Genomic DNA, 21,856 nt, shown 5'->3' with positions numbered 1-21,856 from the left:
CAGAAAGACGATCACCAAATGCTCCATACCGGCTTCTCCTTGACCACCGGGGAACTCTCCGGCGGCGGCCGCCCCAGCGAGGACCGCATCGTGCAGGCCCCGGGAGCGGTCATCGTCCTGGACGGCGTCTCGACCGTCTCGGACGAGGAACCCCGCGGCGGCTGGTACGCAGAGGTCCTCGGCAACCAGGTGGCCTCGGTCCTGGCCGCCGACCCGGACGCCGACCTGCGGCACGTGCTCGAACAGGCCATCTTGGCGATCGTCCGCGAGCACGGCCTGGTCGCCGGATCATCCCCGGCTGCCACCGTCTCGATCGTGCGGCACGCCGGCGAGACGACCGACGCGCTCGTTCTGGCGGACACTCCCGTGATCGCGCGCACCGTCCGCGGGGAGCTCGACCCCGTACGCGACGACCGCCTCGCGCAACTGGTCTCCGGGCACCCGGCGTACGAGGAATACCGGAGGTGGCTTCTGGCCGGCCGCAGCTTCGCGGCGCCGGAACACCGGGCCCTGCTCCAGAAACTCCGCGCCCATCAGCTCCGTCACCTCAACAACGGTGCACCGGGCGGCTACTGGGTCGCCGAAGCCGTCCCGGAAGCCGCCCGCCACGCGGTGGTGCGCTCCTGGCCGACCGCCAGCATCGCCGACATCCTCGTGATGACGGACGGGGTGAGCGCCGGCGTGGAGGAGTACGGGCTGTACTCCACCTGGGACGACCTGACCAGAGCCTGCCTCACCGGCAGCCCCGAAAAGGTCGTCCGCGCGATTCAGGACGCGGAGGCGGACGATCCCGACGGTCGGCGTTGGCCGCGCTACAAAGTCCACGACGACAAGGCGCTCGCCTTCCTGCGGTTCGCCCACGTCGACCGCGCGGCCGCATGAGCGGCGGCAGCGCGCCGACCCGTCAGCGACCGGCGGGGGTCCGGCCGAGCGTCCGGGAATCCGTGCTGAACGTCGCGCTCGGCATGCACACGGACGGGACGTGGCGGCGGACCGCGATGTGGCAGATAGCGGCCGCCGCAGGCGTGTCACGGCAGACCCTCTACAACGAGTTCGGTGACCGGGACGGCATCACCCGGGCCCTGCTGGAGCGTGAGACCAACCGGATGCTGGATGGAGCGGGCCGGCGGTGGCGTCAGGCCCGCGGGAAGGGCGCGGACCACGGCGACTGCCTCGCCGCAGCAATGAGCTGGGTTCTCGCGTTCGCATCGAGCCGTTCCCATCCCTTGTTCCACGATGTCCTCACCGGCCATGGCTACGGGACAGCGGCCACAAGTGGTGGCCGAGGACTGGCCGGTGCCCTGGCTGACCTCTGTCGCCGTCTGACGGACGCCGCCGTGCCCGGCGGCCAACCCGCCCGTCCCGACCAGCTGCGGGCCGTCGAGGCCGTCGTCCGGATGACGCTGTCCTACCTCCTCGTCCCGGCCGAAACCCATCAGCAGGCTCGTGCGCAGATCGCCCACACCGCGCGGAACCTCCTGCCGGGCACCGGCTCTGCCCCCGTCCCGGCCGGCGGCAGAGCCGGTGCCTGCACACCAACCACCTGATACACAGCTCGCGAAAGAGAACACCTCCCGATGGCAACAGCAACAGCGCCCGACGACGCTCTTCCCCAGGCCGAACGCGCCTACCGAGACGGGCAGTTCTACGAAGCCGAAGTCCTCTACCACCAGCTGCTCGGCGACCTCCCGCAGGACAGTCACCTGTTCCTGGAGGCCCTGCGCGGCCGGGCCCTCGCGCTGCACGGGCTGGGCCGTTTCCACGACGCGGAGCAGCAACTGCGGCGGATTCTGCTCGCTTGCATACACGAGCCTGAGGGAGAACGCGCAGTCGACGCGCTCGGCCACCTTGCGGCGGCCGTCTGCGAGCAGGAGCGGTTCATCGAGGCCGAGGCTCTGGCGAGAGATGCCGTCCGGCGAGGCGAGTCGGCGCTCGGGCAGCGGCACGAAGCAACGCTCTTGGCCCTTCTCTCCCTGGGGCGGGTCCTCGCGCACACCGCGCCGGCGGAGTCTGAACCGTGGATTCGCGAGACCCGCGAGGTGATCGCGCGTGCCCTGGGCCGGTCTCACCCGGTCACCTGGTCTGCGCAGCATCTGCTGATGGCCACCCTGCGCGCGCTGGGCCGGTGGGACGAGGCGGAGCAGGCCGCCGACGGCTTGATCGTGATGCGGGAGCGTCATCAGGGCGCCGGTCATCCGTACGCGCTGCAGGCCCGGTGCGATCTTGCCTTGATCCTTCACGCCGCTGGGAAACGGCTCGAGGCGTCGGCCGCAGCTGACGACGTCGTGGACGTGAGCGTGCGGGCCCTGGGGCCGCAGCACCCGGTCACCGCCCGGATACGTCAGGACCACGCGACGATCACCGGCCGATAGCCGGCGCCCCTATTGCCGTACGCCGCCTCGGCGGCATCCGGTCCTGGACCGGCAGCACCTGCGAGGAACCCTGTTGCTGATATCCCCTGTCCCTGAACTATGGCCCCACCAAAGAGAAGCGGTGGCCGCGACGGTGGGCGAACTGACCACCAGCGAGCGCGTCACCTTGCCGATGGCCTGCGGAACCGGGAAGACCCGGACTGCGGGCGAAGTGGCCCGCCTGGTCGTTGACCCCGCCACCGGGCGGGTGCTGTTCGTCGCCCCGCTCCTGGAACTGCTCGCTCAGACCCTGCGCGAGTGGCGCAGGGTGTTCGGTGACGACGTGCTGGGCCGGATCACTGCGGTCTGCTCCGACCCGGCGGTTGTCGCCGACCACCGGCCTGAACTGGATGCCGAGCGTGCAGTCGTCACCTCCGCCCCGGCCGAACTCGCCCGCCTCATAGCCTCAGGGGGCCGGGCCACCGTGGCCTGCACCTACCAGAGCCTCGGAGTGATCACCGCCGCGCACCGGGACCACGGGCTCCCGCCCTTCGACCTGGCCATCGCTGACGAGGCGCACCGCACGGCAGGGCTGGCGGACGGGCAGTGGACGGCGTTTCACGACAACACCCGCATAGCCGCGCGCCGCCGCCTGTATCTGACCGCGACCCGGAAGATCGTGGCGGCGGGCGGCGACCGCATCATCAGCATGGACGATACGAAGGTCTACGGAAACGCACCGTTCAAGCTGTCCTTCTCACGCGGCCGTGAACTCGGGCTGCTGGCCGATTACCAGACGGTGGTATCCGTCGTCACCGACCAGCAGATCCGTGCCGCCGCATCCACCATCCGCTCCCGCCCGGAGTTCCTCCAGGTCGGTGACTCCGCACTGTCGCCGTCTATGCTCGCCACCCAGATCGCGGTGCTGCGGGCCGCGCGTGAACACGGCATCCGCAAGATGCTGACTTTCCACAACAGCGTGGCCGACGCCCGCTGGTTCGCGACCACTCTGCCCCTCACCGCGGGCCTCCTTGACGACGGCGACCGTCCGGCGCGGATACGGGCTGACCATGTACACGGCGGCCAGCCCCTGGCCCAGCGCCGCCGCATTCTCGACCTGCTGCGCGCCGACGACGACGTGTTCACGCTGGTCAGCAACGTCCGTGTCCTGGGCGAGGGCGTCGATGCCCCCGCGGTTGACTCGGTGGCCTTCATCGACCCCCGCCACTCGGCGATCGATACTGTTCAGGCTGTCGGCAGGGCGCTGCGACGAGGCAGTCACCAGGGGCCCAAGACCGCCTACATCTTCGTCCCGGTCCACCTCGGGCCCGGGGAAACCCCGGAGGCAGCCCTCGACTCCTCCGCCTACGCCGCGGTGTGGCAGGTCCTTCGCGCGTTGTCCGCCCACGACGATGAATTCGCCGCGCACCTGGCCGGCCTGCGCCGCAGGCTCGGCTCCCTCAACGGCCGGCCCCTGCCCACCCGAAACCAGCTTCCCGAGTGGCTGCACATCACGGGCGTACCCGTCCCGCCCGGATTCGCCGACGCCATCACCGTTCGGGCCGTGCGGTCCAGCACCGAGACGTGGGAGGAATTCCTCGGCGCCTGCGCCGCCTACAAGGCCGAGCACGGCGACCTCCTCGTGCCCGCCGTGCACGTCACAGCGGGTGGTTTCCCTCTCGGGCAGCGGATGAACTACGAACGCACCCGCTACAAGGACGGAACGCAGACCCCTGCGCGGCGGGCCGCGCTCGAAGAGCTCGGAGTCGTCTGGGACGCCCTGGAGCACCAGCGGCATCGGGTCCTCGATGAACTGCGCGCCTTCAAGAAGGCCCACGGGCATTTATCCATTCCGGCCGGCTACGTCACGCCCGGCGCCCATCCCCTCGACCTGTTCAATGCCGCACGCCGACTGCGTGACCGGCACGCCGAAGGCCTCCTTGACGCCGACCACGTGAAGGCGTTGAACGCGCTCGGCATGGTGTGGGAGAACCGGCGGGAGGAAATCTGGTCCCGGTTCCTTGCCGACCTGGACGTCTACCAGCGTGCGCACGGCGACCTCGACATCCCACAGGAATACCGCACCCCCGGCCCTGACCCCCGCCGCCTGGGCAGACAGGTGGCATCGGTCCGCAGAAGCAAACGGAAAGGCACCCTCGCACCGGAGGCGCTCCGGGACCTGGAGGCGATCGGCTTCATCTGGAACGCCGACGCGCACCGCTACCAGCTGCACATCACGGCGCTGCAGGCCTTCAAAGCCGCCCACGGGCACGCCAATCCCACGCAGAGCTACGTCACGCCGCCGCCCGAGAGCATCCATCTCGGCCGATGGGTCTCCAAACAGAGACAAAAGGCCCGCGCCGGCAGCCTGCCTGCCGACTACGTCCGGCAGCTCACCGATCTCGGCGTCCGCCTCCCTGTGACCGGACCGGCCAAGCAGTGAGCCCCATGACCACAAGGCGTCGCCCACCACCGGTCAGCGCCCGTTGCCCGCGTGCGCCTCCCCGATGCCACTAGGGCCTGCCCGCCTCACGACGGGCCGGCTCACGAGTACGACCTGCGTCGCTCCTTGACTCACATTCCTGTACGGCCCCGACCCCCAACGAGGAGAACCATGCTGACTGTCATGAGCCAGAATGCCCAGTACGGAGCAGACCGGGACGGACGCTGGGAGAGCCTGATCGAGGTCATCCGCGGCGTCGCCCCGCACCTGCTCCTGCTTCAGGAGGTCGACTGGCTGGCCGACACCGACAAGGCCGAGGCCGCTGAGCAGGCGCTCGGCATGAGCCTGGCCGTCGCGCCGTCCCGGAACCTGAACACCGCGGTCGCCTGGGATCCCGCGGTCCTGGAAAAGCTGGAGACGGAGACCAAGTACTCCGCCACCGACATGCACCACGGCTACTGCGCGCCCCGCTTCAATCCCCTGGGCCTGGAGCGGCAGCTCCCGGCCCCGCTGGTCGCGATCAGCACGCACCTGACCCCGTACTCCGCCGAAGTCGCCGCGACGGAGGCCCAGTTGCTGATTGCACGGGCCTACCGGTACGGCGGGATCGGCATCGTGGCCGGCGACATCAACCACTGCCCGCTGCACGACCCGGAGATCGACTGGGAGGCCGTCCAGCCGTACAACCGCACCTCCCGGTGCCTGCCGCGCGACAGTGAGGACGAGCCCTGGCGCGGCAACCGCATCGTGGGCAAGAGGTTCCGGGACGGCGAGTTCACCGACGTGGGCGGTCACTTCAAGGACTGGCAGGCGACCGGAAAGGCCGGATTGCTGCGCGTCGACCAGGCTCACGTCACCCCTGCCCTGCGTCCGGCGCTGCGGTCGTACAAGCGAGTGGACCCGGGCCCGGCCAGCGACCACTACGGCATCACCTGGGAGCTCGACCTCGAAGCGGTCGACACCACCCTCATCCGCTCCTACACCTGAGCCCGACGGTCGCCGCCCAGCACGGACGGCATGACGCCAGCCGACCCCTGACACGCTGACCGGTTCCGGGCAACACCTACCGGTGTGCCCGGAACGCCCACTCCCACCGGAGGAACACGTCCTGTTCCGGGTGGGGAAACCGGATCCCCGTACGCTGCGGAAGCGGACCGACGGCACATGCGGCTCCTCTGCGGCGGGAGCACCCCCTCAACCCGGCTTCACCCGGCCGTAGGTCTGGGCCTGCCACAACACGACGGACGGCGCCGACAGGGCGCCTGCCCCTACGACATCGAGAGCAGAGACAGCGAACGTGGCCGTGACAGCATCACCCCTGTGGGATCACCAGCACGAGGCGCTGGAAGACCTCAGGAAAGAACTCTTCTCGGCGAGGCGCGTCACCAACGTCATGGCGTGCGGCACCGGAAAGACCCGGGTCGGAGCCGAAGTCGCAAAGGCGGTGTCGCCGTCCGAGCCGGTGCTGATCGTGGTGCCCACGCTCGATCTGATCGCCCAGACGCTCGCAGCCTGGCTGGAGGCGCTCGGGCGTGAGGCGCTGGGCCACATCATCGCGGTGTGCGGTGACAGAGAGGTCGCCGACCGCGACACGACCGACGACTTGCGCGCCCTTCAGATCGAGGTCACCTCCGACCCCGGTGAGCTGGCCGAACTGCTGCGCACGAGGCGGGGACGCAGCACCGTGGCCATCACCTATCAGAGCCTGCCGACTCTGGTCGCTGCACACCAGTACCGGGGTGTGCAGCCGTGGAAGCTGATCGTGGTCGACGAGGCTCACCGTTCGGCCGGAATCAGGGACCGGCAGTGGTCGGCCATGCACGACGACGAGCTGGTGCCCGCATTCAAGCGCCTCTACATGACGGCGACACCGCGTCTGGTCAGCGTGCGCGACGGCGATCTGTCCGAGGTCGTCAGCATGGACGACGAACGGGTCTTCGGCCGCGTCGGACACCGGCTGAGCTTCGCGACGGCCCGGGAGCGCAGACTCCTGGCCGACTACCGGGTCATCGTCTCCGTTGTCACGGACGAGGAGATGCACCGCCTTGCCACCGAACGCGACGGCAGCACCTTCCTGCAGCTCGGGCGATCCGCGATATCCGCGCCCATGCTGGCCCGCCAGGTCGCGATTCTGCGGGCAGCGCGCGAGTTCAACGTCCAGCGCATGATCACCTATCACCGTCTGGTGGCCGACGCGCGCTGGTTCGCCCAGACACTGCCCCGGGCAGACGCGTTGCTCGGGCCGGCGGACACGTTGACGACGGGCTACGTCCGCGGTTCCCAGACCCGCGCCCAACGGCGCGCGGAGCTCGGAAAGCTGGCGGACAAGAGCCTGGACCGGGTGGTCATCTCCAACGCGCGGGTCCTCTCGGAAGGTTATGACGCGCCGGCCGTTGACGGCGTGGCCTTCATCGACGCCCGCAAATCCACGATCGACACCGTTCAGGCCGTCGGCCGGGCACTGCGTCTGGGCGGCAGGACCGACAAGACCGCGTACATCTTCGTCCCGGTCCTGATGGAACCCGGCCAGGACCCCGTCAGCGCTCTGCAGGACTCCGCCTACGGTCCTGTCTGGCAGGTGGTGAGCGCGCTGGCCGCGCACGACGAAGCTCTCGGTGCGGAGCTGGAGGCCAGGCGCCGCGAGCTGGGCGGGGGGTACCAGCCCTCCCGGGATCCCCTCGCGGATCTGCCGGAGTGGCTCCAGGTCCACGGCATACCAGTGCCCCACCGATTCGCTCAGGCGATCACGGTAAAGGCGGTCCGCTCCACCACCGCCTCGTGGGAAGAACACGTCGGGGCCGCCGTCGCCTACGCCGCCGAGCACGGCGACCTGCTGGTCCGCAGGGACTTCGTCACCGACTCCGGGCTTGCCCTGGGACAGTGGATCCAGTGGGTCCGCCAGCTCCACAGCACCGGCAGACTGTCGCCGGCCCGGCATGCCCAGCTCGAAGAGATCGGCATGGTCTGGGACGCCCTCGACGAGTACTTCACGCGGCGCCTTGAAGCTGCGGCCAAGTACCGTGCCGAGCACGGAGACTTGCGCGTCCCCCGCAATTACGTCACCTCTGGCCCCGACCCGATTCGCCTCGGCGCATGGATCAACAACCTCCGAGGCCGGCAGGAGAAGGTGTCCGCTCAGCAGCGTGAGGCGCTGGACGAGCTGGGCATGGTGTGGGCGGTGTTCGCAGAAAACTGGAAGCGGGGCATTGAAGCGGCCCGCGCCTACCACCAACAGCACGGTCATCTTCGGGTCCCGCGCGACCATGTCGAAGAGACTCAGGACGGCTCCGAAGGCTTCGCTCTGGGACTGTGGCTGCAAGTCAGGCGTGATGAGTACAAGAAGACGCCCCCGGAGAGGATCGCCGAACTCGACGCACTGGGAATGATCTGGAAGCCCTACGAGGACACGTGGCGCCGCAATTTCGAAGCGGCACGGGCCTACTACGCCCGTCACGGCAACCTCGATCTGCCGACCCGGCACATCGAGCAACTACCCGACGGCGAGGTCGACCTCGGCGCATGGCTCTATCGCCAGCACGCCGAAATCGAAGCCGGCACACTCAGCGCCGAACGCACTGCCGCACTCGAAGGCCTGGGCGTGAAGCTGATACGACCTTTCGAGCGAGCGTGGCAGCAAGCTGTCGCCGTCGCGCGCCTGTATCACGCAGAATTCGGCAACCTGAACGTGCCAGCTAAGCGCACAATGACCGGCCTCGACGGTGAGGAATTCAGACTGGGGGCCTGGATATCAAAAGTACGGGATCGTCGAATTCGCGGAAAACTGACAGAAGAACGGATTTCAGAACTTGACGCGCTCGGCATGATCTGGGATGTCAAGGAGGCCACATGGCGGGACAACTACGCCGCCGCCAAGGAGTTCTATCGCACCCATCACCATCTGGAGATCCCCTCGAAGTACGTCACCGACCTCCCGGAAGAACTGCGCCTCGGCGGCTGGATCAGCCGCCAGCGAACCGAGCATAAAAATGGCAGACTCGCTGCGGAACGTATCAGGGACCTCGCAGAGATCGGCATGCGATGGCTGAATTGACAGTTCCGCCAACACTGGCCAGAACGGCCGACTCGGCACCCGCACCAACGGCCGCCGCCTCGGCCGTACGGCTGCCGGAGCGCCCAGTACCAGTGGCACAGCACTCTGCCAACTGTGCATCCCCAAGAGCCTCAGTTGGCCAGGACCGCGTAGGGTAGCCGGTCTTCCAGGGGGTGGGGGGGGGGGGGGGGGGGGGGGGGGGGCGGGCCCCCCCGCCCCCCCCCCCCCCCCACCCCCTGGAGAGAGTCAGATATATTCTCCGGGCCTTACTGCGCCAACGCCCGGGTCACTTGTGGCACCACCGCGCAAACGCAGGGCAGCCCCGGAGCGACCACATCAGAGCCGACCGCAATGCCGTCGGCCACGGTCTCACCCGGCGGCGCTCCGATTCCCCGCCGCCATCGGCCTGCGCTCCGTCCGAGGACGGCGTAGCCGCGTCCTCTCCGCGCCGGTTGAAATGGTCAGTGCCGTCGCCTTCCGGAAGTCCAACAACTAGGCTCAGGGCATGGATCAGCTCATTTCCGTCAGCCCAAACCGGACCATCCTGCGTGACGTCACCTCACCGAAGTGGTGCCGAGAAACTTGGATGACTTCCTATGAATTCCTCATCACCAACGCCACCGAGAACTGGCGGGACATCATGGCCGTAGGGGGGAACCGGGCATTTCAGCACTCTGCCGATACCGAACTCCTGGAGTCCCTTGAGAAGAAGGCCGCTCACCTCGCGGCCACAGAGGCCGAACGGCTGACCCAAGCGGACCTGTTCCATCTCTCGCCGGACCGGAGCGAGAGCGCCCGAACCGACTTCTTCGCACGCCGTAACCTGAGCCCCGATCAACTGCCCTCCGAATCAGGGTACGTAACCTGGTCTCGGCCCATCGCCCGCACCAGGAGCAACGCCCCAGTGGTTGCCGCACACTGGGGCCCCACCGAAGGCGGAGAAGGCACATGGGTGGCGTTCTGGGCCGCACTCGAAGGTGAGCATTTCCAGCTCGTACAAGCTCTGGGCTGGAACGTCTACGAGCAGGAGTCCGCGATTCCGCACGGCACCTTCCCCGCCCAGTACATGCAGGCCGGCCAGGAGAGTTGGACCGCCATGCTGCGCGCGCTGTTCAACACCTGGAGCGTCCTGACCGGGGAGCGCCGGAAGCTGAAGGAGGTGAAAGCCGAGGTCGCCCAGGCCAAGATCATGCGACAGCTCGGACTCAAGCCGCGCCCGGTTCATCACCTGCTCTGAACTCTCGAACCTCCCCCTGGCACGAAGCCCCGCACCCGACTCCGTCCAAGCCCCCTTCAGACTGAGAAACGTGAGTTGGTCTGCACACAGAAACGACGTGGAGCGCTCCTCCGCGCCAGGTGACGGCGAGGCGACCGAGGGCGCTTCCGACCCCTGTCGACGAGTCACAACGAGTGTCCCCGTCGTCGCCGTCACATACGTGTGGTTGCCAGCGTGCTCAGCCCTGGATGTCCCCGGCACTTGACCTTGGTTGGATCATCAGGGCGGTCAGCGGGCGAGTGCGGGTCGGCCCGACCACCTCGAGCCACGCCTTGCCGCCAGGGACGCAGTAGGGGATGCCGTGGTAGCCCTGCCACTTCCAGTTGATCCACCACAACGGCTCGCTGCGGTGTGCCCTTGCAGACGTCGTGGGGTGAGCAGCCGCGTGCCAGACAGGTCGATGTCGTCGAGCTCGGCACCCAGGCGTTGCAGGTGGGACAAACCGGCGAGGGCCGCGCGCCGCAGCGGGCTGTCCGGCGTCCAACGGCGGAAGGCCCACTGCATGTTCGGGTCGTCGAGCAGGTAGGTGTCCGGCGCGTCAGGGAGGGACACCTTTGAGATGGTGATGAGGTCCTTGTGCTGCCACTTGATCAGTTCGGCGCGTACGGGGCGGGGGATGTGGCGGTCGAGCCCGGTGAACGCGTCGATCATGTCGTGGCGTTCGGCGCGGCCGGCGTCGGGGTCCTCGGCGATGCCGTGCAGGACTGCGAGTGCCTGGTCGAAGGTGTCGCCGCGCTGCCACAGCGGCAGCATCACGGTGCCCTCTGCTTCAAGTTGTTTGCGTACGGAGTCGTCGAACTGGAACTGCAGGCCGCGAGAGGTTCCCGTCAGGGCGCGGCGCAGCGGGGTGTAGGGGTTGCCGCGTCCGGTGAGCAGCGAGTGGAGGATGATCTCCTTCATCCGCTCGTCGCGCTCGATCCGTACGGCGACATCGACGTCGTGTGGGGCACTGGCGCCGCGCGCGAAGCTGCCGAACAGCCAGATCTGCCGTACTAGGCTGAGCGGCCACTCCTGGCTGTCGTCGAGCCGGTACAGCATGTGTTCGATCAGTTCAACGGCCCGTGCCCGCTTCACGCCTTCCCCTTCCATTCCTGGCGGCCAGCGTAGTGGCGCGGCGCCCACCCAGGCGACGCAGGTCAGACCGAGTTGTTCGGAGTCGGCGATGATGCGCAGCACTCGGTCGTCGTCGAGGCCAAGGTGGACAACGACGGCGAGTTCTTCGGTCGTGCGGGCACCTGCCTCCTGGGTGAAGTGGTGGGCACCGAGTTCTCGAGCGGGCCGAGGGGCGGCTTCGGGCATCCCGTCGGCAGGGTTTCGAGGACGGGGAGGATCCATCGGGTGGAGAGGGAAGCACCGGTACGGGCAGAAGTACACAGCGCGCGTCGTGGGCGGCCCGCCCGGTCCCGCAGAAGACGTAGGCTCAGCCGGTCGGCCGCCGAGAATCCCGGGCGCCTGCCAAGCGTGGGAGAGATCCGCCTTGTGCCAGAGCGGAGTTGACTCGCTATCATGTCCGCAGTGTGCTGTCGCCAGTGCATGCTCGGGGTCGGTCCCACCGTCGGCCTAAAGGGAGTGAACCCCGCGGCCGCGGGGAGGCGAGCGTGGATCAGGCATTTCCTTGACCATCCGTGCACACGGCTGGGCTCGTGGTGGGACGGTCCGGCTGGTGTTGTGTACAGGAGCCGGTCATGCCGCGACCTCGCAAGAAGAAGTCCTCACTCTCCCACCAGCAGAAACTCGCCCGAGCCCTCAATCAGGCCTGTGGGTGCGGATACCAAGAAGCCCTGCGCCGTGTCACCGAGGCGGCCCGCCAGCAGCTGCTGCCGCCGGTACTGGACCAGGCGGGCCGGACCGCAGCGCTGGAGCTGCTCCTCGCCCCGGACCGCCACCGTGGCCCGCAGGCCCGGCCGATCCTCACCGAACACCTCCAGCAGCGGATGCTGACGGCCTTCCGCGCGGCCCACTGGCCTGTCGAAGCCGACGGGTGGGCCGAGTCCGGGCAGTGGACAGGCTGGCCCGGTCCCGTGCGGTCCTTGCTGGCCCGAAACCGCGGTCCGCTGCCCGGGGCGATCCCCGAGGATCCCGACGACCCCGGGCACAACGACCTCACCCAGGACGCCGAGTGGACGTTCATCGCCCCCAGGATCACGGGCCTTGAGCCAGAGGCGATGGTCCTCACCCTTCCGGGCTCCACCCCGGCCGCCGAGCTCGTCCAACAGGTCTCGGCCGCGTTCGCCGCGGCCCGAGCCGCCCACATCGCCAAGCTCTCCGACCGTCGGGCGTGCGAGGTCTGCGCCGACCCCTACCCGGCGGACCACCTGCTCACCGTTACCGAAGCAGCCCGCCCGCAGGTCTGCCCGGCGTGCGCCTTCAGCAATGACCTGGTCGATCTGCACCCCCTTCAGCTGGCGGCGGACCTGGACAGGCTCTTCCACCAGGACATCACGCTCCCCGCCGGGTGGACGGCGGTGGCCGCCTTGCTGGCCTGCGCCGGCGGTCAAGCCTTCCTGGACCGGCTGCGGGGAGACGACGGACGGCGGCTGGCCGCCGACCACTGGGCGGATGCGGGCAGGCTGTGGATCCCCTTGCCTCCGGCGGCCCGACCGGCCGCGCTGGCAGGTTTCGGTCCGGGTGCCTCGCTGGCCGCGGTCGTCGAGGCCGTCGACCGCGCCCATCCGCAGCTGACCGGCCAGGTGCGGAGCCTGATCGGCGCCGAACTCGACGCTGAGCTCGAGGACGGCGAGGACGCGTACGACCCGGACGACTATTTCGTGGCGCGGCTGTGGCCCGCGGTCGTCGCCTACGCGGTGTGCCTGGGCACCCAGGCACAGGAACGGCCCGGGCGGCGTTCGCCCTGGCATGCGGTGGACCGGTTCGCGATCGACTCCCTCGAGGACGCCTTCGAGCAGGTCGGCAGCGATCTGTCGGGCGGAGCCGACGCCTACTTGACGTTGACCTTGGGCGTGGAGGCCGTCGCTGAGGCGTTGGGGTGGCCGGTGCGCACTACCGCCACCGGGGGAGGCCGGGCGTGACCAGCGAGCCTGAGGCGGTGGACGTCTCGGAGCAGTGGTCCCGGGGTCTGGCCCTGCTGCGGTCCTGGGCCGGAGAGCACGGCGACACCGATGTCCCTCAGCGCAGCCGCTACCAGGGGCTGGCGCTGGGGAGGTGGGTCAACAAGTGCCGACAACGCCGCGAACAGCTGACCCCAGCACAGGTCCGGGCCCTGGAGGAGCTGCCGGGCTGGTCCTGGAATGCCCGGCAGGACCGGTGGGCCGATCAGCTCGACGCCCTGGAGGACTACCTGGCCGAGCATCGGCGGATGCCCCCGCGCGGGGAGATGGTCGACGCGCTGCCGCTGGGCGAGTGGGTCTACGAGCAGCGACGCCGCCGTCGTCAGGGCCGGCTTACCGAGGAGCGGGCCGCCGAGCTGGAGGCCGTCCCGGGCTTCAGCTGGCTGCCCGCTCCCCGCGCGGGCAACCCGAAACTCTCGGGGCCGCGGACGCGCGAGCACGACCGCACCCGCGCCGGGCGGAATTTGCGCCAGCTCGTCGAGGCCGACGAGCGGCTGTGCCGGGCGGAACGGGCGCCAGCTATCCACCGGTTCGAGGAACCGGACCCCGGCCGGGGGCTGGTGGTGATGGTCAGCGGCGACTATCACGATCCGGACGAGGCCTTCACGCTGGTCCTGGGGCGCCGCCACAACTGGATGGACCTGGCCACCGCGATCGACCGCGTGTATGCCCGGACCGAGCAGCACAAGGCCTGCTTCAGCTTCTCTCCCGGGCACCGGCTGTACCGCGAGAGCTGGCCGTCGCGCGGCGGCGTGGACGGGATCGACGTCGACCTGCCCTGGGGCTACTGGGACTGGACGCGTTCGGCCGCTTCCCTTTCGGACGGTGGCGAGGGAAGCGGGGCCGGTGCCGGGGCTGCTGTGGCCGGGTTCCTTGCCCCCGGCCACAGCGGGACGTACCTGTTCGACTTCGGCGACCGGTGGTACCACTCGGTCAGGGCTCTGCGCTGGACAGTGGCGGAGGAGGACGAGCAGACCGGCGGTGGGCCGCCACTGCTGGCGGTGTACCCGATGTGCGAGCTTCCCCCGCAGTACGACGGGGACACGGTGCCCGAGCTGAACCATTTCCTCAGCCTGGACACCCTCCAGATCACTGGGGACAGCGCGTAGCGGCCGGTCCCGGCCCAGCACCGACTAGGAGTCGGTGCCGACGGGATCCGCCAGACCCGTCCTGGCGGGCGCAACGACGAACTCAACTCCGCGCCTTCACGCTGACAGGAAGGCCCGCCGCCCGACCCGCCCGGCGGTACGTCAGTGCCCACCCCATGTCGCGGCGGATCTCCCCGTCCGAATCGAGCTCCGTGCGCCACCACAGCCAGCCGAACATCAACTCGCGGCCATCGGCGCCAGGTGCTGCGAACGCGAACGTCGCGGCGCCCGCCTTCGCCAGTAGCCCGGCGGCTTTCTGCGCTGGGCCGAGCGCGATCAGATCGCGGCGTATGTCCTTCCGGGCAAGTTGGCGGAGAGTGCGGACGACTATCCGGAGGAGGGCAGCGATGCCCAAGGCGGCGACGCCGCCGACGAGCGCCCAGGCTGTGCTCACTACGCCCTCCCCTTTTGGATTCATGCGCGTATCGCACGCCTGTCTACCTGATCAACGGTCACGGTCACAACGCCAACCGGCCGCTGTTCCCGGGCCGCATCGGGAGGACAGCTTCGGCCCTGCCCAGGTCTGGTGCTCTCTACCGGTCGGGGTCGTCGTTCCACAGGAGGACGTGGGTACGGAACGACAGTCCGTATCCGCGGGCCAGGGCCGCGTCGACTGTCTTCTGCGCTGTGGCGATGTTCGTGCGGCGGTCCGATCCTTCCGGCATCACCATCACGCGCTGCGTCGGCACGGGCACGTCCGCGACGATGCGGTCTACCTCTTCCAGGTCGGTCTCGTAGTCCTGTGTGACGACGAACTTGAACCACGCTTTCTCCGTGTCCCGGAGCGCGGCAAGCACCGCCGGCTTGTATCGCTTCGACAGTCGGTTGCCGGAGTTGGCCAGTTTCGGCGACACGTTGTACTGCGTGACGCACGCGTCGAACTCGGCGACCGGCGCGATCGTGCCGGCCGTCTCGATGTGCACTTCGTTGCCGCAACCACTCAGCCGCTGCAACAGGGGCACCAGCCCCCGCTGCTGCATCATCGGCTCCCCGCCCGAAACAACGATGATCGTCGGCCGCGTTTCGACTTCCCACAGGGCCCGCAACCGGTCCATGACCTCGGCCGGCTCCATCACTTTCAGGCCGTACGCCGGGTCATCGTGCTCGTACCGCTTGCCGCTGCGGGTCTTGGCCGCCTTCTCCTCCGTCACGGCCCACGTGTACGCCGTGTCACACCAGGTGCAGCCCAGATTGCAGTCGAAGGTCCGCACGAACAGACAGTGCCGCCCAGCTGCGCTCCCTTCGCCCTGAACCGTCGGCCCGAAAACCTGGCTGATCCTGAGCATCTGTCCTCTCTCCTGAGCCGGGACCACCACAAGCAGGCGTCGGCCGCATCGCGCCGAGCCGACCACGGCAGCCCATGCGAGCGCCGCAGAACCGGCCGGTCCAACTGGCGGTGATGTAAGGGAAGTTCGGGGAATCCGGCAGGCATGCGTAGGCTGCTGCCGGGCGTTGACACTACAACGCCGAGCGGAGCACGAGCGACGGTATGGGCATGGAGCTCTGCATGGCGGTGGAGGGCCCGACACCGAATATCTGGGCATCACGGGCCATGTGACGGGTGGTGAGCTCGTTCGTCGACCGGCTGAGCCACCTCATCAATCTCGTCCCTGATCCAGGCGGCGCTTGACAAGGCATATCCGGTATCTCGCCCCGGTTGTGCCGAGGGCTTGCCCTGGCCAGTTTCGCCGTTTGATCAGCGCGTCTCCGGCTGAGCACGTACGGTCCGGCTATGGATGCTGGCGACGTCGACGAACTGCTGCAGCAGATGAAGGAGGCACGGTTCCCCTCGGCCTGGGATGGGTGCCGCATGTGGGCCTCCGGACTGGTCTCCTGGCACCTCGCCAACCGCCCCACCACTTGGGCTCCGCTTCAGGACCTCCAGGACCAGGCCCAGACGTACATCCACCATGTCGGTGCGGTGATCGCCAGCGCCCTGCATGCGACCGCAGTCGAGCAGCAGTTGGATGCACCCAACGGGGCTGAGCTGCTGGCCATCCCGCTCGCCCCGGCGTCCGCCCGGCTCGGCGACAGCGTCCTCGACATCCTGGTCCAGGCCGCGCCCCCGGACATCAAGCTGGCGTCGCTGCTGCACTCCATCCCGCGGTGGATCGACGCCAGCGACGACAGCACACGCAGCAAGGGCGAGTTCATCATCGAGCAGGCCCGCGACGTCTTGGTCGTGCACGCCGAGTACGCGCACGCGGTCGGCGACCGGCTGCGCGCCGTGCTGGAGACCAACCAGCTCCTGGACGACATCCAGAAGGGCGTTTCCTCCACCGACGTTCTCCTGGCACCGGATTCCCTCGTGTACGAGCGTGCCCAGCCCGTCGAGATGCACATGCAGGCGGTCAACAACCTGCAGGCCATACTCCTGGCCGACCAGACGACCGGGACAACGGATCCTGGTCGCCGGCGGGACTTCCTCCTGCAACGCGCGGCCCTCACCGACCGCATCACCCTCGGCCGGAGCGAGCGCCCGTCCGACGACGCCCAAGCCCAAGCCGAGAAAGTTCAGCCGCGCCCTGCTCGACTGGGACCGCGAGCATGCCTCCGGAACGGGCCCCGCGCTAGCCGACGATCCTCAGTGGACGGACAATCCGACCAGGTACATGCGCCAGGAGTTCAGCGCCCACCTGGACCGAATCAGCCGACCTCTCTTCGACTGACAAGCCCTCCCCCGAGCCGAGCGGACCCACTCGGCCGCGCGACCGACATCTGCGGGCAGGCCGTCCGTGCTCACCGTCCTGTCACGGACGTGCGGTCGGCAAGAGCGTGGGCGTAGGTCTCCCCGGTCGAGCGGATGCCGCAGAAACTACGGCAGGCAGCTCGGGCAGGAGTGAGGCGACGGTAAGGTCGAACTTTGTGCCTGCATCGGTGAGTTGGAGGGAGAGACTGCGGTGTTGCTTGCTCTAGTGCTGGTGAACTCAGTGCCTTACGTGATCGTTCCGGCGGCACTGATATGGGCACGGACCGGCTCGAAGTCGGCAGGAAGCATCCTGACGGTCGCCGCGTCCTTGGCGCCGCTGGTCCTGTCGTTCAACGGCCTGACAATGCTGTACTTCGGATATGAGTGGGCGACGGGCGAGAGGGGCGCGCCCCCATTCGTGTTGGCTGCGGTCGTGTTCGGGCTCGCGGCATTGAGCAGTTCCTTGCAAAACCAGAAGCCCAACTGAGCCGAGCTGCGGGCGCAGGCCGCTGCTCTTCCCCCTTTGCGGACGCCCTTCGGGCGGTCGGAACATCGGAACAGCCGTTGGCTATAAGATCGATCACGGCCGTCCGGGCGCCGGACCGTCACCCGTTCGGGGGAGGATCGTTGGGATCGTCATGAAGACTGTTCCGCGCGACCGCCTGTATCAGGTCGGCACCCGCGTCATGATCACCGGCAACCCGCACGCGCCCGGAGCACTCGCCGTGGTCACCGCCAACGGAGCCGACTCGTTCGAGGACTTCGACTACACGATCGACGTCAACGCGATCGAGACCAACTGCACCGGCTGCGGCATCCTGTGCACCGGGCCGGACGGCCCGTGTCTGGCCGGGTACAACCACTGGGCTCTGCGCCGGATCGACGGCGGCGGCAACGGCCCAGACGACGTCCTGCCCCCGCCGGTCGCCCCTGGCGCCACCATCCCGTTCACCGAGGAAATCGCTCTGGCCGTGTGACCGGACCTGGACGGTCGGCCGCTGAGGCCGCCCTGGTCTTCGGCGGCGGTCATGACGGCTGCCCGGCGAGCGCGGCAAGGCGCTCGATCTCGTCCAGGCCGTTGTTGCAGCACCGCCCGCACACGAGGCGGAGCTTGTTGGGCTTCTCGGGCAGCGGGATGTTGTACGGCAGCCGCTCCTCGCGCTGGCGAGGGTCGTTGTCACACTCGGCGCACATCAGCCCCGCCGCGCGGGCCTGCTTGGCCGTCCAGGCCGGCCAGTCCGCCGCCAGGGCAAACCCCATGGCCACCATGCCCTCGGCCCGCGGCTGGAAGACGGTGAAGCCGAAACCCGGGCAGTCGTCGGGGATCTGCTCGATGGACTCCTTCAGCGAGGGCATCCACCGCACCAGGTGCGTCAGGTCCTTCCTGGCAATCCGGACCTCCTCGCCACGCCGCAGCCGCTTGTCCCCCGAGTTGGCCAGCGGGAAGCGGCAGGCCGTCACGAGCTCGTACGGTACCTCCAGCAGGTCCAGATCCCTGCCGAGTTCGGCGGCGGTGGCCTTGAGCTCGCCGCAGCCTGCCTCCCGCCACAGCGCGAGCCCGTCGCCGTTGAGCACGCCGGAGATCCTGATCGTGGCGCCGATGCGCCGCTGCCCGGCCCGCGACTGCGCAGTCACTGCTGCTGACATCGGCCCACCTCGTCTCGTTGCGGTGCCCGGGGCGGCGCCGTCCGTACTACGCAACGACCGGGCGGACTGCCCGGCCCGCCCGGCCCGGAGTCATGGGCCGCTGTGCGACGGACCCAACCGTGTCACGTCCGCTGCCGGGGCGTTGTGGTTGTGACAACGCCTCGGGGTACCGTCGGTGACGGCTCAGGCGGGTCGGCCGAGTTCTTGCTCGACGACGGGGACAAGCAGCGGAGCCGCTGCGCTTATCTCCCAGCAGCGAGGAGGGTTGGGGTGGTTCGGAGGGGTTGGGTCGTCGACGCGGACCGGCCTGTGCCGCAGGAGACCGTAGCGGCGGGCGACGTAGTCGGTGACCGTCCCCGTCTCGCTGCCGGCCATGCGCCGCCGTGCGGTGGAGGAGTGACCGCGGGTGAGCACGTCCATGATCGCGGAGAGTTGGTACAGCACGTCGCCGGGCCGGATGGTGCCGTCCTTGAGCAGGGCGATGATCTGGCGGGTCAGAGCGGCGGCCAGGTGATCGTAGGAAGCCTCGGACACGGGGACGGGCTGGAAGAACTCGGGGCGTACTTCTCCGGTGCCGCGGATTCGGGAGGTGGAGGGCGCTGTCGGACTCATGCTCCTCGCCTTCGCACGGGGACGGGGCCGACGGCCGCCGTCCCCGTGCGACCAGGTCACAGGAACTCGGTCGCCCGGGACGGCCGCTCGCTCAACGCTACAGCCGATTCCCGGGATTGCGATGCGTCGGGGTGTCTCGGACGTGGTCCGGCCCGACCGTGTGGGAGGGGTATGGCCACTCGTGTTCGAGCTCGATGGCCATCAAGGGCTCAGCTGTCCACAGCGTGTCCAGGTCGGCTCTGCACGCCTCCCGTTCGGCTCGCAGTTCTCGAAGGCGTGATTCACTGTCGCGAGTGGTCTGGGTGAACGCGATCTTGAGAATCTGCGCGTTGTACCACTGGTTCACGGTGTGGAGCCGCTCGATAGTCGCCTCGTTCTCCGGTGGGACATCCGCTGCGGCGGCCCAGTCCCACGGGGCATCCCGGGGCGGTTGGGGAAGGCAGTCGGGGACCTCTGGTTCGAGTGGCATGACCATCCTGTCTGCGGGGGTGGCGGTCCTCGGGGTGGAAGCCGGTGATCAGCGGAGTTGTGCTGCCGCGAGGACCGGCAGCAGGCCGGCGGGGCGACAGTCGGGCGGCTGCTTGGAGACCGGCACGGTGCGGATACCCAGCGCCTCACCCCCGGAATCTGCGTGCGGGCTGTCGCCGACCATCAGGGTCCTGGCCGGGTCGACGCCCAGGCGCTCGCAGGCTATGGCGAACAACGCCGGATCTGGCTTGCGGACACCCTCCTCGTAGGAGCACACGACCGTGCCCAGGTACGGAAGCAGCCCGGCGGAATCGAGTGGCACACGGATGTCCCATCCGATGTTGCTCACGACGCCGCAGGCCAACCCGGCTGCGGTCAGCCGCTTCAAGACATCGACCGCATCCGGGTACCGCTGCCATCCATCGGCAGTCATGTGCCGGCGGTAGAGGGCCTGCGCTGCCTGGGGCCACGGCAGCCCGGCCCGTTCCAGGAGGTCCCGATAGACAGCCTCATGGATCTCCGGACCCAGCGCGCGGTGCCGCCACGCCGCGAGTTGGTCCGGCGTCAGGTCGCGGCGTGGCGTCGCCGGGCCAGGAAAACCCGCTGCCGCGGCCTTCGCCGCCCACGCGGCCTGCTCTTCCGCCTGCACCTGTACCCCGGCCTCGGCCAAGCCCCTCGCCAGCCAACGGCCCGTCGGCTCGGGGGCCATGAGAGTCCAGGCGAAGTCCCACAGGACCGCCGCCACCGTCTTCGTCACTCGGTCAGACTAGGCATCCAACAATGCCGCGTCTGCCGAACTGCCCATCACGAAAAGGGCACCGGTTCAGGCGAGCGCGCCAGCGCCGTCGTCTACTGAGACCCTCCGCGCGGCGACTGTGAGCCAGACCACCGCACGGACGATTTCAGGGCCGAGACCAGGGGCCCGCCTACTGAAATCTTCGGTGCCGCCCGACATCAGCGGAGTTGCATGTCGTCGTGTGCGGCGACACGTCCCAACTCCACGGTGTTGTCGGGCAGTCTCCAGTACATGAGCCGTGGGGCGGCGGCCGTGCCCTGTTTGATGTCGCAGCGCCAGGCGATCGCCCCGTCTGCGCGGGTGCGTGGGGCAGAGCCGGCTATGCGCATGCGGCGCGGGCGCCGGGCGGCGCTGCCGACGGCCCTGCCGGTGAGGACTTCCACGACCACGTCGAGGATCTTGTTGCGATCGACGAGCTCGATGGCCTCCAGCGCGGCCAGCCAGTCCCGCCCCAATCGGTAGTCGGTGAGCGGGTGTTCGTCGCGGTCGGTCTCGGGAACGGTCCACAGCCAGTGCTGTTCGATCTCGTAGCGGAACTGCCGCTCGGGATCGTCGTACACCTGGGGCACGGGCGGCAGGTAGCTGTCGCGGTCGGCGGCACGAAGCTTCTTGCCGAGTTTCTGGAGCTGCTGGCGCAGGTCGGCGATCGTCTCTGTCTGTTCGCGCAGCCGCCGTTCCTTGTCTGCGACCTGCCCGGCCAGCCGGGTGAGTTCGGCGGCCCCACGCTCGTCGTCAGCGCCGGCATGCTCGTGGGTGTCGCACACCGTCTCCGGCGCCGTACGCACGGCCGTCAGCGTGGATGACGCCGCAGACGTCGCCGGATGCAGCCCGGCTGCGGTACGTACGCGAGCGACGATGTACTGGAAGTCCTGGTCGGGATGGCGTGGGTCGACCTGGAAGAGCGGGTGCCGCTGCCAGGGGTCCCTGGGGGACGCGTCGGGCAGGTAGAGGCGGACCGCGCCGCCCCAGGTGTTGAACTGGGCGAGATACCCGGACAGCGCTCGGCTGGCTGCGTTGCCAGTGGTGACGGCTACCTCGGCCGCCCCGTCCAACCGGGCGTAGAGAGCGTCCGGCGAGATCAACGGCCCGTCGCCATGCGGGCGGGAGGTCGAAACGAGCACCAGTGGCTGAAGCCGGGCGGGGTCGAAGACCCGCTCAGCGAACGCGGCCGCCCCGTCCACGTCGACCTGGCGGATCGGGCTCTCCACCGTGGGCATCACGATCAAAGGTCTGGCCATGATGTTCAGTTCTCTCGCACGACGGCGGCCTGCGCGGCCTGGGTAGGCATCGTACGCAAGGAACCGACC

At 68.9% G+C, this 21,856-nt stretch carries 19 protein-coding genes; 12 read left to right on the top strand and 7 right to left on the bottom strand.

Annotation, left to right across the window (positions count from 1 at the left end; translation table 11 throughout):
• The first annotated feature begins 18 nt into the window (after nt 1–18).
• The 7 genes from ACIBEI_RS41810 (at nt 19) to ACIBEI_RS41780 (ending at nt 10,082) form a co-directional block, all read left to right on the top strand.
• Nucleotides 19–882, top strand: a complete 864-nt coding sequence (locus ACIBEI_RS41810; RefSeq protein ID WP_398896071.1) for a protein phosphatase 2C domain-containing protein — start codon at nt 19–21, stop codon at nt 880–882.
• Nucleotides 879–1,547, top strand: coding sequence for a TetR/AcrR family transcriptional regulator (locus tag ACIBEI_RS41805; RefSeq protein ID WP_398896070.1), 669 nt, complete (start codon nt 879–881; stop codon nt 1,545–1,547). Before ACIBEI_RS41810 ends, ACIBEI_RS41805 begins: the two co-directional genes overlap by 4 nt.
• Nucleotides 1,548–1,577: 30 nt before the next feature.
• Nucleotides 1,578–2,372: a tetratricopeptide repeat protein gene (locus ACIBEI_RS41800; protein WP_398896069.1), complete on the top strand. Its 795-nt coding sequence runs from the start codon at nt 1,578–1,580 to the stop codon at nt 2,370–2,372.
• 73 nt (nt 2,373–2,445) lie between these two features.
• Complete coding sequence (locus tag ACIBEI_RS41795) at nt 2,446–4,794, top strand: Helicase associated domain protein (protein WP_398896068.1); 2,349 nt, start codon at nt 2,446–2,448, stop codon at nt 4,792–4,794.
• A 183-nt stretch (nt 4,795–4,977) separates the two neighbouring features.
• A complete protein-coding gene (locus ACIBEI_RS41790; RefSeq protein WP_398896067.1) occupies nt 4,978–5,781 on the top strand; it encodes an endonuclease/exonuclease/phosphatase family protein in 804 nt (267 codons plus the stop codon).
• A 310-nt stretch (nt 5,782–6,091) separates the two neighbouring features.
• Complete coding sequence (locus ACIBEI_RS41785; RefSeq protein WP_398896065.1) at nt 6,092–8,845, top strand: Helicase associated domain protein; 2,754 nt, start codon at nt 6,092–6,094, stop codon at nt 8,843–8,845.
• Between the two features lie 586 nt (nt 8,846–9,431).
• Nucleotides 9,432–10,082 carry a hypothetical protein gene (locus tag ACIBEI_RS41780; protein WP_398896063.1) on the top strand — a complete coding sequence of 217 codons (651 nt, stop codon included), beginning with the start codon at nt 9,432–9,434 and terminating at the stop codon, nt 10,080–10,082.
• A gap of 267 nt (nt 10,083–10,349) precedes the next feature.
• On the opposite strand, the gene ACIBEI_RS41775 is transcribed toward ACIBEI_RS41780, so the two are convergent.
• Nucleotides 10,350–11,420: a nucleotidyltransferase domain-containing protein gene (locus ACIBEI_RS41775; protein ID WP_398896061.1), complete on the bottom strand. Its 1,071-nt coding sequence runs from the start codon at nt 11,418–11,420 to the stop codon at nt 10,350–10,352.
• Between the two features lie 386 nt (nt 11,421–11,806).
• Here ACIBEI_RS41775 and ACIBEI_RS41770 point away from each other — a divergent pair, with 386 nt between their 5' ends.
• Nucleotides 11,807–13,150 carry a hypothetical protein gene (locus ACIBEI_RS41770; RefSeq protein WP_398896060.1) on the top strand — a complete coding sequence of 448 codons (1,344 nt, stop codon included), beginning with the start codon at nt 11,807–11,809 and terminating at the stop codon, nt 13,148–13,150.
• Complete coding sequence (locus ACIBEI_RS41765; protein ID WP_398896059.1) at nt 13,147–14,298, top strand: helicase associated domain-containing protein; 1,152 nt, start codon at nt 13,147–13,149, stop codon at nt 14,296–14,298. The genes ACIBEI_RS41770 and ACIBEI_RS41765 overlap by 4 nt, the downstream gene beginning before the upstream one ends.
• Before the next feature lie 82 nt (nt 14,299–14,380).
• Here the strand turns inward: ACIBEI_RS41765 and ACIBEI_RS41760 are convergent, their stop codons facing one another.
• Nucleotides 14,381–14,731 carry a hypothetical protein gene (locus tag ACIBEI_RS41760; RefSeq protein WP_398896057.1) on the bottom strand — a complete coding sequence of 117 codons (351 nt, stop codon included), beginning with the start codon at nt 14,729–14,731 and terminating at the stop codon, nt 14,381–14,383.
• A gap of 139 nt (nt 14,732–14,870) precedes the next feature.
• A complete protein-coding gene (locus tag ACIBEI_RS41755) occupies nt 14,871–15,623 on the bottom strand; it encodes a 7-carboxy-7-deazaguanine synthase QueE (protein ID WP_398896056.1) in 753 nt (250 codons plus the stop codon).
• Nucleotides 15,624–16,069: 446 nt separating this feature from the next.
• Between ACIBEI_RS41755 and ACIBEI_RS41750 the strand changes: the two genes are divergently transcribed.
• From ACIBEI_RS41750 to ACIBEI_RS41740, 3 genes are all read left to right on the top strand, one after another.
• Nucleotides 16,070–17,122, top strand: a complete 1,053-nt coding sequence (locus ACIBEI_RS41750; protein WP_398896055.1) for a hypothetical protein — start codon at nt 16,070–16,072, stop codon at nt 17,120–17,122.
• Nucleotides 17,123–17,258: 136 nt separating this feature from the next.
• Nucleotides 17,259–17,513, top strand: a complete 255-nt coding sequence (locus tag ACIBEI_RS41745; RefSeq protein ID WP_398896054.1) for a hypothetical protein — start codon at nt 17,259–17,261, stop codon at nt 17,511–17,513.
• 151 nt (nt 17,514–17,664) lie between these two features.
• Complete coding sequence (locus tag ACIBEI_RS41740) at nt 17,665–18,003, top strand: hypothetical protein (RefSeq protein WP_398896052.1); 339 nt, start codon at nt 17,665–17,667, stop codon at nt 18,001–18,003.
• Nucleotides 18,004–18,052: 49 nt separating this feature from the next.
• On the opposite strand, the gene ACIBEI_RS41735 is transcribed toward ACIBEI_RS41740, so the two are convergent.
• From ACIBEI_RS41735 to ACIBEI_RS41720, 4 genes are all read right to left on the bottom strand, one after another.
• On the bottom strand, nt 18,053–18,673 hold the full coding sequence (locus ACIBEI_RS41735; protein ID WP_398896051.1) for a hypothetical protein: 621 nt from the start codon (nt 18,671–18,673) through the stop codon (nt 18,053–18,055).
• A 183-nt stretch (nt 18,674–18,856) separates the two neighbouring features.
• Complete coding sequence (locus tag ACIBEI_RS41730) at nt 18,857–19,285, bottom strand: hypothetical protein (RefSeq protein WP_398896050.1); 429 nt, start codon at nt 19,283–19,285, stop codon at nt 18,857–18,859.
• 517 nt (nt 19,286–19,802) lie between these two features.
• A complete protein-coding gene (locus ACIBEI_RS41725) occupies nt 19,803–20,510 on the bottom strand; it encodes an HAD family hydrolase (RefSeq protein ID WP_398896049.1) in 708 nt (235 codons plus the stop codon).
• A gap of 197 nt (nt 20,511–20,707) precedes the next feature.
• Complete coding sequence (locus ACIBEI_RS41720) at nt 20,708–21,787, bottom strand: hypothetical protein (protein WP_398896047.1); 1,080 nt, start codon at nt 21,785–21,787, stop codon at nt 20,708–20,710.
• Nucleotides 21,788–21,856 lie beyond the last annotated feature (69 nt).

This window comes from Streptomyces sp. NPDC050988, assembly GCF_044456225.1.
Taxonomy (GTDB): domain Bacteria; phylum Actinomycetota; class Actinomycetes; order Streptomycetales; family Streptomycetaceae; genus Streptomyces.
Note: the sequence above shows the minus strand (reverse complement) of the source record. Positions and strands in the feature narration are given on the sequence as shown.

Coding starts and splice junctions, on each gene's coding strand:
- ACIBEI_RS41720 (WP_398896047.1), bottom strand. CDS start 21,787: ATGGCCAGACCTTTGATCGTGATGCCCACGGTGGAGAGCCCGATCCGC.
- ACIBEI_RS41740 (WP_398896052.1), top strand. CDS start 17,665: ATGAAGACTGTTCCGCGCGACCGCCTGTATCAGGTCGGCACCCGCGTC.
- ACIBEI_RS41805 (WP_398896070.1), top strand. CDS start 879: ATGAGCGGCGGCAGCGCGCCGACCCGTCAGCGACCGGCGGGGGTCCGG.
- ACIBEI_RS41755 (WP_398896056.1), bottom strand. CDS start 15,623: ATGCTCAGGATCAGCCAGGTTTTCGGGCCGACGGTTCAGGGCGAAGGG.
- ACIBEI_RS41800 (WP_398896069.1), top strand. CDS start 1,578: ATGGCAACAGCAACAGCGCCCGACGACGCTCTTCCCCAGGCCGAACGC.
- ACIBEI_RS41735 (WP_398896051.1), bottom strand. CDS start 18,673: ATGTCAGCAGCAGTGACTGCGCAGTCGCGGGCCGGGCAGCGGCGCATC.
- ACIBEI_RS41780 (WP_398896063.1), top strand. CDS start 9,432: ATGACTTCCTATGAATTCCTCATCACCAACGCCACCGAGAACTGGCGG.
- ACIBEI_RS41810 (WP_398896071.1), top strand. CDS start 19: ATGCTCCATACCGGCTTCTCCTTGACCACCGGGGAACTCTCCGGCGGC.
- ACIBEI_RS41775 (WP_398896061.1), bottom strand. CDS start 11,420: ATGCCCGAAGCCGCCCCTCGGCCCGCTCGAGAACTCGGTGCCCACCAC.
- ACIBEI_RS41790 (WP_398896067.1), top strand. CDS start 4,978: ATGAGCCAGAATGCCCAGTACGGAGCAGACCGGGACGGACGCTGGGAG.
- ACIBEI_RS41750 (WP_398896055.1), top strand. CDS start 16,070: ATGGATGCTGGCGACGTCGACGAACTGCTGCAGCAGATGAAGGAGGCA.
- ACIBEI_RS41770 (WP_398896060.1), top strand. CDS start 11,807: ATGCCGCGACCTCGCAAGAAGAAGTCCTCACTCTCCCACCAGCAGAAA.
- ACIBEI_RS41730 (WP_398896050.1), bottom strand. CDS start 19,285: ATGAGTCCGACAGCGCCCTCCACCTCCCGAATCCGCGGCACCGGAGAA.